This window comes from Leptothrix cholodnii SP-6 (assembly GCF_000019785.1).
GTDB lineage: Bacteria > Pseudomonadota > Gammaproteobacteria > Burkholderiales > Burkholderiaceae_C > Sphaerotilus > Sphaerotilus cholodnii.
In genome coordinates this window covers 2,671,966-2,684,238 of the sequence record NC_010524.1, presented here as the reverse complement: position 1 = coordinate 2,684,238, position 12,273 = coordinate 2,671,966, and the positions used below count along the sequence as shown (strand labels likewise).

At 70.3% G+C, this 12,273-nt stretch carries 11 protein-coding genes; all 11 read left to right on the top strand.

Annotated elements, in window-relative coordinates:
- Positions 1-129 precede the first annotated feature (129 nt).
- The 11 genes from LCHO_RS22220 to LCHO_RS12285 all read left to right on the top strand — a co-directional run bounded on the left by LCHO_RS22220 (position 130) and on the right by LCHO_RS12285 (position 12,230).
- Positions 130-2,289 carry a diguanylate cyclase domain-containing protein gene (locus LCHO_RS22220; protein WP_012347491.1) on the top strand — a complete coding sequence of 720 codons (2,160 nt, stop codon included), beginning with the start codon at positions 130-132 and terminating at the stop codon, positions 2,287-2,289.
- 119 nt (positions 2,290-2,408) lie between these two features.
- Positions 2,409-3,071, top strand: coding sequence for a hypothetical protein (locus LCHO_RS12330; RefSeq protein ID WP_012347490.1), 663 nt, complete (start codon positions 2,409-2,411; stop codon positions 3,069-3,071).
- A gap of 4 nt (positions 3,072-3,075) precedes the next feature.
- Positions 3,076-3,561 (top strand): hypothetical protein, encoded by a 486-nt coding sequence (locus LCHO_RS12325; protein WP_012347489.1) that lies wholly within the window; start codon positions 3,076-3,078, stop codon positions 3,559-3,561.
- A 35-nt stretch (positions 3,562-3,596) separates the two neighbouring features.
- Entirely contained in the window at positions 3,597-5,168 is a 1,572-nt protein-coding gene (locus LCHO_RS12320; protein ID WP_012347488.1) for an extracellular solute-binding protein, read from the top strand.
- Position 5,169: 1 nt separating this feature from the next.
- Positions 5,170-6,048, top strand: coding sequence for a hypothetical protein (locus LCHO_RS12315; protein WP_012347487.1), 879 nt, complete (start codon positions 5,170-5,172; stop codon positions 6,046-6,048).
- 58 nt (positions 6,049-6,106) lie between these two features.
- Positions 6,107-6,817: a PspA/IM30 family protein gene (locus tag LCHO_RS12310; protein WP_012347486.1), complete on the top strand. Its 711-nt coding sequence runs from the start codon at positions 6,107-6,109 to the stop codon at positions 6,815-6,817.
- 13 nt (positions 6,818-6,830) lie between these two features.
- The gene (locus LCHO_RS12305; RefSeq protein WP_012347485.1) at positions 6,831-8,681 is read left to right on the top strand and encodes an AAA family ATPase; all 1,851 of its coding nucleotides are present in this window, start codon (positions 6,831-6,833) and stop codon (positions 8,679-8,681) included.
- A 34-nt stretch (positions 8,682-8,715) separates the two neighbouring features.
- The gene (locus LCHO_RS12300) at positions 8,716-9,174 is read left to right on the top strand and encodes a co-chaperone DjlA (RefSeq protein ID WP_012347484.1); all 459 of its coding nucleotides are present in this window, start codon (positions 8,716-8,718) and stop codon (positions 9,172-9,174) included.
- A 125-nt stretch (positions 9,175-9,299) separates the two neighbouring features.
- Positions 9,300-9,662 (top strand): HPF/RaiA family ribosome-associated protein, encoded by a 363-nt coding sequence (locus tag LCHO_RS12295; RefSeq protein ID WP_012347483.1) that lies wholly within the window; start codon positions 9,300-9,302, stop codon positions 9,660-9,662.
- A gap of 76 nt (positions 9,663-9,738) precedes the next feature.
- Positions 9,739-10,518 carry a methylmalonyl-CoA decarboxylase gene (gene scpB, locus LCHO_RS12290; protein WP_012347482.1) on the top strand — a complete coding sequence of 260 codons (780 nt, stop codon included), beginning with the start codon at positions 9,739-9,741 and terminating at the stop codon, positions 10,516-10,518.
- 128 nt (positions 10,519-10,646) lie between these two features.
- Positions 10,647-12,230, top strand: coding sequence for an aldehyde dehydrogenase (NADP(+)) (locus LCHO_RS12285; RefSeq protein WP_012347481.1), 1,584 nt, complete (start codon positions 10,647-10,649; stop codon positions 12,228-12,230).
- Positions 12,231-12,273: the final 43 nt, after the last annotated feature.

Below are 12,273 nucleotides of genomic sequence, written 5' to 3'. Positions count from 1 at the left end.
TTGCTGACGCATCGGATTTGTCGGTCCGATGCGCCCTTGCATCGATACTGTTACAGCCACGGACAGGGGCACCTCCATCGTGCACCGGCGTTTCTCTGCGAAGACGACACCAACAAGAATGATCAAAGAATGATCAGATCCACGGACCCGGTTCTGTCCGCCACGTCACCCGCGATCTGGGCCGCCAGGCTGCTCGGCGTCGCGGTCGTCTACTACCTGGGCGCGCGGCTCGGGCTGCTGATCCCCTACGTCGGCACCCATGTCTCGCTGGTGTGGCTGCCGACCGGGATCGCGATCGCCGCCTACCTGCGCTGGGGCGGCCTGATGTCGATCGGCGTCATGGCGGCCGCCTTCGCGGTCAATGTCGAGATCGGCGGGCCGCCGTGGATGGGGCTGGGCATCGCCGCCGGCAATGCGCTGGGGCCGTGGCTGAGCACGCGGCTGTTGCGGCGCTGGGGCTTCGATCCGGCCCTGACACGGCGCAACGACCTCGGCGTGTACCTGCTGGCGGCGATGGCCGGCATGGTGGTCACCGCGAGCAACGGCACGGCCTGGCTGCGGGTGGCCGGCCTGCTGCCCGAGTCGATCTGGGTCTCCGCCTGGATGTCGTGGTGGGTGGGCGATGCCGTCGGCGCCTTGCTCGGCGGCGTGCCGCTGGTGGCGCTCACCGCTGCCACGTCACGCACCACGTTCGGCGGTCGAGCCGGCCTGATCAACCTGCTGCTGCTGGGCGTGGTGCTGGTCTGCGGCACCCTGAGCTTCTCGCCCTGGGTGGCACCGGCGCTGCTGTTTCCGCTGCTGTCGCTGCCGCTGTTCGTGACGGCGGTGCTCGCGCTGCGTGCCGGCGTGCTCGCCGCGTCGCTGTCGGTGCTGCTGCTGTCGGGCGCGGTGGCGTGGGGGACTGCCAATGGGGTCGGCCCGTTTGCCGGCCACGATCCGCATGCCGGACTGCTCGCGCTGTGGAGCTACATCACGGCGCAGGCCTGCACCAGCGTGCTGATCTGCGCGCTGGCGGCCGAGCTGCTGTCGAGCCAGCGGCAGCAGGCGGCGCTGTTCGAGCACGCCAACGAAGGCATCCTGCTGGTCGGCCCCGACGGCAGGGTCGGCGCGCTCAACCCGTCCGCCAGCGCCCTGCTCGGCATCGAGCCGGCCGATGTCCTCGGCAGGCCGCTGGCCGAGCTGGCGCACACCGGCGCGGCGCTGGCGAAGTGGCTGGCTGCGGCGCAGCCGTCTGCACCGGTGTCGCCCGACCTGCAGCTGACACGCGGCGACGGCCGGACGCTGCAGATCGAGCCGCAGACGGCCCGCCACATCGACGCCCGCGGCCAGTGGCAGACCCAGCTGATGCTGCGCGACGTCACCGAGCGCAAGGAGGCGCAGGCCCGACTGGCGGCCAACGAGGAGCTGCTGCGCCTGATCACGAACAACCTGCCCGCGCTGATCGCCTACTTCGATCGCGAGCACCGCTTCGTGTTCGCCAACCAGACTTACGCGGACTGGTTCGGCATCGCGCCCGACAGCCTGATCGGCCGGACCTTCGGCGATTGCCTCGGCGCGGCGTTCCACGCGGCCCGCAAACCCGTCATGGACGAGGTGCTGCGCAGCGGAAGGCGCCAGACCCTGGAGGGCCTGACCGACCGCGGCGGGCGCGAGCGCCATCTGCGCAGCACTTACGTGCCCGATGTGCGCAGCGACGGCTCGGTGGCGGGCCTGTACGCGATGAGCATGGACATCTCGGAGCTGAAGGCGGTCGAGGCGCAGCTGCGCCAGCTCGCCCGTGTCGACCACCTGACCGGGCTGGCCAACCGCCTGCAGTTCGACGACCGGCTGCACGAGGCCCTGCGGCGCGCACGGCGCACGGCGCTGAAGCCGGCCCTGCTGTACATCGACATCGATCACTTCAAGGGCATCAACGACCGCCACGGCCACGCCGCCGGCGACGCGGTGCTGACCGAATTCGCGCGTCGGCTCAAAGGCGCGGTGCGTGACACCGACACCGTCGCGCGCCTGGGCGGCGACGAATTTGTCGTGCTGCTCGAACAGCTGCACGACCAGGACGAGGCCCGGCGGGTGGCGTCGAAGATCCACGCGGTCATGCAGACCCCGTTCGATCTGGCGGCGGGGTTCCTGCCTGCCACCGCCAGCATCGGCGTCGGCCTGCTGACCGGCGATGTCGACGCCAGGAGCCTGAAGGCCCTCATGGCGACCGCCGACGCTGCGCTCTACGAGGCCAAGCACGCGGGCCGCAACACGTTCCGGCTGCGGACCCACGGCGAAAACCCCGCCTGACGCGCACGCCCGCGCGCCCTGCGCCGCCAGACGGCGGGCCGCACGGGTTCTCATATGATCCTGGCCAAGTCCTGTGCGACTCGGGTTTCGCACATCAACCCCGGGGTGGAGAACAAGCGATGAAGGGCATGTTGAACTTTCTGGAGAAGGCGGGTCTGGTCACGCGGGATGCACCGGCGCAGCCGGCCCCGCCCGACGCACCACCGCAGGCCGCTGCGCCACCGCCGCCCGACGCTGCGCCGCCGGTTGCCGCCGCGGGCGAGGCCGTGCCGATGCAGCTCGACCAGATCTACGCCAGCGCGGGCGTGCCGCCGTCGGTCTATCCGGCCGAGCGCCTGCTGCGGCTGGTCGACGGCCTCGGCGCGATGGACGAGGCCACGCGGCTGATGGCGATCAAGGCGATGGACGCGGCCGACGAGTCGTGGTCGATCGACGATCCGCTGGCCGATGCCGCCGCCAAGGTGCAGGCGCTGGCCCGGCATGCCGACGGGCTGCAGCACGACCTGCAGACGCTCGAAAGTGAAACGCAGGCGCGGCTGCAGGCGGTCGCGGCGCGGCGCGAGCAGGTGGTGGGCGACATCCGCAGGCAGATTGCCGAACTCGAGGCCCTGGTCGAACGCGAGCTGACCCGCTCGGCGCAGGAAACCGCCACGCACGAGGCCGGCCTGCAGGCCGCCCGCCAGCAGACCGCCCAGCAGGTGGCGAGCCTGGCGCAGACCAGCCAGCGGCTGCAGGGCCTGTCACGACAGTTCGGCCCCTCCGCGGCCGACCGGAAGGAATGAGGCGATGGCCAGTCTGACTCCCCTCTCGAAAGGGCTGATCGCCCTGGCCGTGGTCGGCGGCATGGCGTCGGCTGTCTGGCACCTGGTGCTGAAGAACCGGCTGGGCGCGCCCGCGGCCAGCACGGCGCCGGCACCTGTGTCGACGGCCGACACGCCGGCTGCGCCCGCGCAGACCCCTCAACCCGCGCCCGCGCCCGCGGTGGCCGCGCCGCCCGCTGCGCCACCGGTGGCGACCGCCACCGAGAGCCAGAAGCTGTCGGTCGCACAGAACGCCGAGGCGGGCCGCCAGCGGCTCGCCGCGGGCGACTTCGCGCAGGCCCGCGTGCATCTGGAGCAGGCGGTCAAGGACGGTGACGGCGCCTCGGCCTGTCTGCTGGGCGAGATGACGCTCAAGGGGCAGGGCGGCATCACGGCCGATCAGGACCAGGCGGCGCGGCTGTTCCAGCTGGCCCAGTCGCGCAACATCATCTGTTTTGCCTCCGGCAGATGACCGACGGCATCACGGCTCGACAGCAGGAACCCCACATGACATTGCGCACCCTGGCCGTCCTGGCCATCTCGATCGGCAGCGCCTGGACGGCCGGCCCGACCCACGCACAGGGCTTCGTGTTCGGCACCGACGCACCCAAGGACCAGGCCGCCGCACCCGCGGGCGCCCGCAGCGCCAAGGTCGAGACCGCCCAGCGCCTGCTGGCCCGCATGGGCCTGTACCGCGAAACGCCGACCGGCACGCTGACGCCGGCCACGCAGGAGGCGATCCGCGCCTTCGCGGCGCAGAACGGCCTGGCGCCGACGAATCAGGTCACCGACCCGCTGCTCAACGCGATCCGCCGCGTCATCTGGCAGACCCAGAAATGGGCGGGCGGCAACTACAAGGGCCGCGAGAAGCTGGTCGACGCCGCCGGCCTGCGCGAGGCGCAGATCCTGCTGGGCAAGCTCGGCTTCGACGCCGGCCCGCTCGACGGCACCTTCGGCCCGCAGACGCAGGTGGCAGCCGAGGCCTTCCAGGAGTCGCAGAAGGTCACGGTCGACGGCCTGATCACCGCCACCGTGCTGATGAACCTGCGCCGCGCCGTCAACGGCGTGGGGGCGTCGGCCAAGTCGACGGTGCGGGTGCTCAACTGGCCCGACTACATCGAGCCCGGCGTGCTGCAGGACTTCGAGAAGGAGACCGGCATCCGCGTGGTCTACGACATCTTCGCCAATGCCGGCGACCTCGAAGCCAAGCTGCGCAACACCGCCGCGCCGTATGACGTGGTGTTCCCGACCGCCAACTCGGTGCCCGCGCTGGCCACACAAGGGCTGCTGGCCAAGCTCGACAAGCCGAGCCTGAAGAACCTCGCCAACCTCGACCCGCGGGTCGACGCCACGCTGCGTTCGTGGGACAAGGACGGCGCCTACAGCCTGCCCTACATGTGGTACACGGTCGGCATCGCCTGGAACCCCAAGCTGACCGAACGGGCCTACCCCGGCCACGCGATGGACACGCTGACCAGCGTGTTCGATGCCGAGACGGCACGGCGCTTCAAGTCCTGCGGCATCGGCGTGGTCGACTCGGCCACCGACGTGGTGCCGCTGGCCGCGATGGCCGGCGGGCAGCCGCGCTGGAGCGGCAAGGCCTCCATCAACGCGGCCTCGCAGGTGCTCGACAAGCTGAGCGGCACGGTCAAGGTGATTCCGACCGACCAGTTCATCGACGCGCTGGCCAGCGGCAAGATCTGCGTGGCGATCGGCTTTTCGGGCGACGCGGTGCAGGCGCAGAGCAAGTCGCGCGGCGCGGTCGAATACCGCGTGCCGTCGGACGGCGGGCTGCTGGCGATCGACGCCATGGCCACGCCGGCCAACGCGAAGAACAGGCGCGAGGCGCACCTGTTCATCGACTACCTGCTGCGCCCGCAGGTGATCGCCAGGGTCTCCAACACCGTGGGCTACGCCAACGCCAACCTCAAGGCCGGCGAGTTCATGAACGACAGCATCAAGGCCAACCCGGCGGTGGTGCCGAGCGCGACGTCGCTGAGCCGCTCGTCGCCGATCCCGATCCTGTCGGAGCAGGACCAGCGCGACATCGAACGCCTGTGGTCGAAGTTCGCCAAGTAGCGTGAGCTCGCCGTCGCCTTACCTCGGGGCCTTCTGGCGCCATCCGAACAACCGCGTGGCCTTGCTGGCCGCCGGTTGCGCGGCCATCTTCGCGTCGATCCCCTACGGCTGGACCGGCCTGGCGCTGGTCGGCGTGCTGGCGCTGGGCACCGAGATCCTGGCGGCGCTGGCGATCCCCAGCCTGCCGTCGTTCCGGGCCCGGGTCGACCGCGACCTGCACGTGCAGGCGCGCCTGCAACGGCAGGGCCGGCTGCTGGCCGAGCTGAACAACTACGGCGACGACAAGGCGCTGGCCACCTACCGGCACATGTCCGGGCGGGTGCAGGCGCTCTACCAGGCGGTGGGCGACAGCCGCAACACGCTGACACGCGCCGATGTCGACAAGCTCGAGGACATGCTGGTCGACTACCTCGGGCTGTGCGTGGTCTGGCAGTCGCTCAAGCCGCGCAAGGATGGCGCCAACGACGAGGTGCTGATGAAGCGCATCGCCGCCCTGCAGGCGCAGTTGCAGAACCCGGCGCTGGCCGCCGAAGAGGCGCGCCCGCTGCGCAGCGCGCTGGCCGAATACACCGAGGCGGCCAACCGTTCGCGCCGTCTGGCGGTGCGCCGCAGCGCACTCGAGGCGACGCTGATCTCGATGCCCGACAAGCTCGAGGAGGTCTACCAGCTGGTCATCAGCTCGCCGTATTCTTCCGGCATGGACGGCAAGCTCGAGGAGTCGCTGGCACGCCTGCGCATCGCCGAGGAAGTGGCGGCCGAGTTCGGCGCCGCCGAGCCGGCGGATGTCGGGCGGCCCGCTGCGGCCGCTTCCAGCGCTTCGGATCAGGCCATCCGGCAGGCCTCGCGCGCCCGGTCGTCGCAAGAATTCATCCGCAAGTAGGGTCGGCGATCGTCGCCGGCCCGTCCCCGTTTCGCCGCATCCAACCAGGAGCATTCCCATGGCCAACAACGCAATCTTTGCCCGCCTCGCCAACCTGTGGTCGGGGTTCATCTCACTGTGGGTGTCCGACGTCGAGAAGGCCCATCCGGAGATCGCGTACCAGAACGCGATCGCCTCGATGATCGAGAAGTACACCCAGCTCAAGGCCGCGACCGGTGCCATCATCGCGCGCCGCCAGGAGATCACCGCGCGGCTGGAGGCGCAGGAGCGCGAGCTGGCCAGCGTCAGCGCCGACCTCGAGACCGCGTTGGCCACCAACCAGGACGACCTGGCCGTGGTGCTGATCCAGAAGAAGAACGCGGTCGATGCGGCGCTGGTCGAACTGCGCGCCGATGCCGCCCAGGCCACCTCGGATGCCGACACCGCCAAGGATTCGCTGATGCAGGTGAAGTCCGAGATCGACAAGCTCAAAGCCGAGAAGGACCGCATGCTCGCGCAGATGCACAGCGCGCAGGCGCGGCTGAAGATCCAGGGCCAGCTCGACGGCCTGTCGGTCGACGCCGAGGTGCAGGCGCTGGGTGCCGTGCGCGACCACATCAAGAGCCAGGTGGCGCAGGCCAGCCTGGGCGCCGAGCTGCGCGAATCCGACCTCGACGTGCGCCTGAACAAGCTGCGCCAGAGCAGCGGTGCCGTCACCGCCAAGGCGCAGCTCGACGCCCTGAAGGCGGCGCGGGCGGCGGCGCAGTCCGCACCGGTCAAGAACCTCTGAGCGCGGCGTGGCGATGAGCAGCCCGGCCCACACGGCCCTTGCGGCCGGCACCCGCACCGCCTTGCCCCGCTGGGCCGAGACGCTGCGGCAGAAGTACCTGGCCGGCGAGGCGTCGACCTTCGTGCTCTACCGCAACGTGTTCGACAACTTCCTGGTCGGCGAGGTGCTGCACGACCTGCAGTCCTTCCTGGTCGGCGAGCTGTTCAAGGACACCAAGCAGCAGGTCTGCGAGATCAGCCTGGAGCGCGGCATCCGGGTGCTCGGCGGCAAGGCCGATGGCGCACTTGCCATGCCGGACGTCGACGCCGACAGCGGCGCGCTGCTGGCATCGCTGCATGTGCTCGAGGCGCAGATGCGCGGCGGCCGTTCGACCGCCGTGCTGGTGCCCTATGCCGACGCGCTGCTGCCCGCCGGTGACCCGAGTTTCATGGCACACGCCGATCGGCAGCTCTACCTGGCCTTCCACCGCTGGTCGCTCGACCCGGCGCTGACCCGCGGCGACAACATCACGATCCTCATTTCCGAGTCGCTCAACGCCATCAACCCGGGGCTGCTGAGCAACCCGAAGGTGGCGGCGATCGAGATCCCGATGCCCGATCTGGCGCAGCGCCGGCGCGTCATCGCGCACCTCGCGCCCAAGCTGAGCGAGGCGCAGCTGACGCTGTTTTCCGATCGCACCGGCGGGCTGCGCACGGTGCAGCTGGCCAGCATCATGGCCAGCTCGGGCGGCCACGGCATGAGCGAGCCGCAGCGGCGCGCGCTGATCCTGCAACTGCTGCAGGGCACGCCCGACGCCGAGGCCCGTGCCACCACGCTGGCGGCCATCACCGCCGGCATGACGCCGGCCGAAGTGACCCGGCTGATCGAGCCCGGCCGCGCCTTGCCGGAGGGCGACGCCAACGCCGAGGTGCTGAAGGTCATCCACACGCGCAAGCGCGAGATGATCGAGAAGGAATGTGCCGGCCTGATCGAGTTCATCGAGCCCAGACACGGCCTCGAAGCGGTCGGTGGGCATGAACACATCAAGCACGAGCTGCTGGCGATTGCCCGCAACCTGAAAGCCGGCGACACCGCGCTGACGCCGATGGGCCTGCTCGCGGTCGGCCCGATGGGTTCGGGCAAGACCTTCGTCATCAAGGCCTTCCTGAAGGAGGCGGGGCTGTCGGCGGTGGCGCTGAAGAATTTCCGCTCCAAGTGGGTCGGCTCGACCGAGGCCAACCTGGAGCGCGTGCTGGCCACCGTCAAGGCGATGGGGCCGATCGCGGTGATCATCGACGAGGGCGACCGCAGCTTCGGCTCGGGTGGCGGCGAGGACAGCGACGGCGGCACCAGCTCGCGCGTGATCGCGCGGCTGAAGGAGTTCATGGCCGAGACCGAGAACCGCGGCCAGGTGCTGTTCGTGATGATGACGAACCGCCCCGACAAGCTCGACAGCGACATCAAGCGGCCCGGCCGGCTGGACCGCAAGATCCCGTTCTTCTATTGCGAATCGGCGCCCGAGCGGGCCCAGGTGCTGAACGCGGTGCTGTCTCGTTATGGCGAGACCTGCGCCGCCACGCCCGAAGAAATGCTGACGCTGTGCGACACCCTGATCGGTTACTCCAACGCTGATCTGGAGGCGCTGGCGCTGCTGGCCGTCGAGCTGGCCCGCAACCAGGGCCGGGCGCTCGATGCGCAGGTGCTGGCCGCCGCGGCCGAGGACTTCATGCCGCCGCAGGAGCGCGACATGATCGAGTTCATGGAGCTGCTGGCCGTCTCGGAAACCTCGCGCCGCTCGATGCTGCCGCAACGCTTTCGGGACATGGCCCTGGCCGACATCCAGGACAAGCTGATTCAAGCCCGGCGGCGCGCCCTGACGCGATAGCGCGTCACGCGACCGCCCCCAACCGGAGACCCTCATGAATGCGATCAAGGATCAGGAACTCAGCTCGACGCAGGTGATCGAGCTGACGCAGGCGATGCTGTCGGTGGCGCTGGTGGACGGCATCCACCCGGCCGAAGCGGCGCTGATCGGGCAGTTCTACGAGAGCTCGCGCAGTGCCGACATGCCGAGCACCGCCACGGTGCTGGCGCGGCCCGATGCAGGCCCGTTCGATGCCGCCCGGCTGGCCGGCGTGTCGGCCGGTTTTGCCGACACCGTGGTGCTGATGTGCCTGATGACGGCCTACGCCGACGGCCATCTGAGTGCCGCCGAGCGGGCCTGCGTGCAGACCCTGGCGACCGCGATGGGCGTCGATGCGGCGCGTTTCGAGGCCCATCTGGCGCAGGTGCGTGACGAGCTGGTCGGCGCGCTGTCGCATCTGCCCGATGCCGCTTCGGTGGCCGCGGTGGTGCGCGAACTGGCGTCCGGCGATTGAGCGGGATTTGATCCGCGTCAACCTGCGGTCCGGCCGCGGGGCAGCGCTTCGGCTACCCTGAAGGCACGACGAGAAGGTTTCATCTTCGAGTCGCGATTCCACGAAACGAACCCATTCAAGCAACCATGCAAGTCCTGCTGAACACCGATCCCCATGTCGACGGACGCCACACGATGGCCGAGCACCTGACCAGCGTCGTCAACGACGCGCTGAGCCGTTTCAAGGATCAGGTCACCCGTGTCGAGGCCCACCTGGCCGATGCCCACAGCCACGAGAAGACCAGCCCGGACGAGATCCATTGCACGCTGGAAGCGCGCCTGGTCGGGATGGACGCCGTGGTCGTGAAGGCGCACGCCGACACCGCCCACCAGGCGATCCAGCTGGCGGCCGGCAAGCTCAAGCGCGCCATCACCAGCGACCTGGAAAAGCACGACTCCAAGCGCGGCGCGGCTCGCCCGACGGCGCCCGAGGTCGACCTCTCGGCCTGATGACATGCCGGCATCCGCGGCTCGCCTGCGGATGCCGGGTCCACGACAGATTCTTCCAGGCGCCCGCGCCCATTTCATGGCCTTTACCCAGATCGACATCGGCGACGCCATCGGCACCATCACGCTCGACCACGAGGCCAAGCGCAATGCCTTGTCCGAACCGATGGTCGAGGAGATCGTGGCCGCCCTCGAGCACTTCAAGAACGAGGGCGTGCGGGCCGCGATCCTGCGGGCGCAGCCCGGCAGCACGGTCTGGTCGTCGGGCCACGACGTGTCCGAGCTGCCCGAAGGCGGGCGCGACCCGCTCGGCTGGCAGGATCCGCTGCGCCTGCTGATCCGCGAGATCGAGTCCTTCCACGCGCCGGTGATCGCGCTGGTGGAGGGCGGCGTCTGGGGCGGCGCCTGCGAGCTGGTGTTCGCCTGCGACATGATCATCGCCACGCCGCAGGCCACCTTCGCGGCCACGCCGGCCAAGCTCGGCGTGCCCTACAACGCCACCGGCCTGCTGACCTTCCTGAACGCCGCGCCGCCGCACATCGCCAAGGAACTGCTGTTCACCGGCCGGCCCATGAGCGCGGCCCGGCTCGAGCTGCACGGCATCGTCAACAACGTGGTCGCGGCCGAGCAGATCACCGGATTCACGCGCGAACTCGCCAGCGTCATCACCCACAACTCGCCGCTGGCGATCGCGGTGATGAAGGAGCAGCTGCGCATCCTGGCCGGTGCCCACGCGATGTCGCCGGCCGGCTTCGAGCGCATCCAGGGCCTGCGCCGGGTGGTGTACGACAGCCAGGACTACGCCGAGGGCATCCACGCCTTCAAGGAAAAGCGCCGGCCGGTCTACCGGGGCGAGTGAGGGCCGGGCGGCCGACGCGCCGCCAGCCGATCTCGATAACGATTGGTTATCGATGGATCCCGATTCGTGATTGGGAAGCGGCGGGCCCGCTTCCTAGAATCGGCGCCGCCTTCCCTCGAAAGATCACCATGTCCGACTCCACTGGCCACAACTACATCGGTGGCGGCCGCAGCGCCGCCGGCGCCGTCATCCTGCGCAGCCTGGACGCCACCACCGGCGAGCCGCTGCCGCCGAGTTTCGTGCAGGCCACGGCCGACGAGGTGGATGCCGCCGCCAGCGCTGCCGCCGCCGCGTTCCCGGTCTATCGCAGCCTGTCGGCCGAGCGCCGGGCGCAGTTCCTGGACGCCATTGCCGACGAGCTGGACGCGCTGGACGACACCTTCGTCGCCATCGTCTGCCGCGAGACCGCCTTGCCGGCGGCGCGCATCCAGGGCGAGCGCGGCCGCACCAGCGGCCAGATGCGCCTGTTCGCCAAGGTGCTGCGGCGCGGCGATTTCCACGGCGCGCGCATCGACCGCGCGCTGCCCGATCGCAAGCCGCTGCCGCGCGTGGACCTGCGCCAGTGCCGCATCGGCGTGGGCCCGGTGGCGGTGTTCGGGGCGAGCAATTTCCCGCTGGCGTTCTCGACCGCAGGCGGCGACACCGCCGCCGCGCTGGCCGCCGGCTGCCCGGTGGTGGTCAAGGCGCACAGCGGCCACATGGCCACGGCCGAGGGCGTGGCCGATGCCATCGTGCGCGCGGCGCAACGCACCGGCATGCCCGCCGGCGTGTTCAACATGGTCTACGGCAACGGCGTCGGCGAGTGGCTGGTCAAGCACCCGGCGATCCAGGCGGTCGGCTTCACCGGTTCCCTCAAAGGCGGCCGAGCCCTGTGCGAGATGGCCGCGGCGCGGCCGCAGCCGATCCCGGTGTTCGCCGAGATGAGCAGCATCAACCCGGTGCTGGTGCTGCCCGGTGCGCTGCAGGCGCGCGGCGACCTGATCGCCCAGGATCTGGCGGCTTCGGTGGTGCAGGGGGCCGGGCAGTTCTGCACCAACCCGGGCCTGGTGATCGGCATCCGCTCGGCCGCGTTCGACGCCTTTGTCGCGCGCCTGTGCCAGCGCATGAGCGACGTGGCGCCGCAGACCATGCTCAACGCCGGCACGCTGCGCAGCTACTGCCACGGTCTGGACGCCTGGCTGGCGCATCCGGGCCTGACGCGTCTGGCAGGCCCCGAGCAGACCGGCGCGCAGGCCCGGGCCCAGGTCTTCAAGGCCGACGCGAGCCTGCTGCTGACGGGCGATGCGCTGCTGCAGGAGGAGGTCTTCGGCCCGGCGACGGTGGTCGTCGAGGTGGCGGATCGGGCCGAACTGATGCAGGCGCTGCACGGCCTGCGCGGCCAGCTGACGGCCACGCTGATCGGCGAGCCCGACGACCTGCTGGCCTCGACCGACATCCTGGCGCTGCTGGCGCACAAGGTCGGCCGCCTGCTGATCAACGGCTACCCGACCGGCGTGGAGGTCTGCGACGCGATGGTGCACGGCGGCCCGTACCCGGCCACGTCGGACGCACGCGGCACGTCGGTGGGCACCCTGGCGATCGACCGGTTCCTGCGTCCGGTCTGCTTCCAGAACTTCCCGGACGCCCTGCTGCCCGACGCGCTGAAGAACGACAACCCGCTGGGCATCGCCCGGCTGGTGGATGGCGCGATGACGCGCGAGCGTCTGGCCTGACGGGAGCGCCGGGCCACGCCCGGCTCGGGCCGCTCGGGTGGGA

Coding starts and splice junctions, on each gene's coding strand:
- LCHO_RS12320 (WP_012347488.1), top strand. CDS start 3,597: ATGACATTGCGCACCCTGGCCGTCCTGGCCATCTCGATCGGCAGCGCC.
- LCHO_RS12305 (WP_012347485.1), top strand. CDS start 6,831: ATGAGCAGCCCGGCCCACACGGCCCTTGCGGCCGGCACCCGCACCGCC.
- LCHO_RS12285 (WP_012347481.1), top strand. CDS start 10,647: ATGTCCGACTCCACTGGCCACAACTACATCGGTGGCGGCCGCAGCGCC.
- LCHO_RS12325 (WP_012347489.1), top strand. CDS start 3,076: ATGGCCAGTCTGACTCCCCTCTCGAAAGGGCTGATCGCCCTGGCCGTG.
- LCHO_RS12330 (WP_012347490.1), top strand. CDS start 2,409: ATGAAGGGCATGTTGAACTTTCTGGAGAAGGCGGGTCTGGTCACGCGG.
- LCHO_RS12300 (WP_012347484.1), top strand. CDS start 8,716: ATGAATGCGATCAAGGATCAGGAACTCAGCTCGACGCAGGTGATCGAG.
- LCHO_RS12295 (WP_012347483.1), top strand. CDS start 9,300: ATGCAAGTCCTGCTGAACACCGATCCCCATGTCGACGGACGCCACACG.
- LCHO_RS22220 (WP_012347491.1), top strand. CDS start 130: ATGATCAGATCCACGGACCCGGTTCTGTCCGCCACGTCACCCGCGATC.
- scpB (WP_012347482.1), top strand. CDS start 9,739: ATGGCCTTTACCCAGATCGACATCGGCGACGCCATCGGCACCATCACG.
- LCHO_RS12310 (WP_012347486.1), top strand. CDS start 6,107: ATGGCCAACAACGCAATCTTTGCCCGCCTCGCCAACCTGTGGTCGGGG.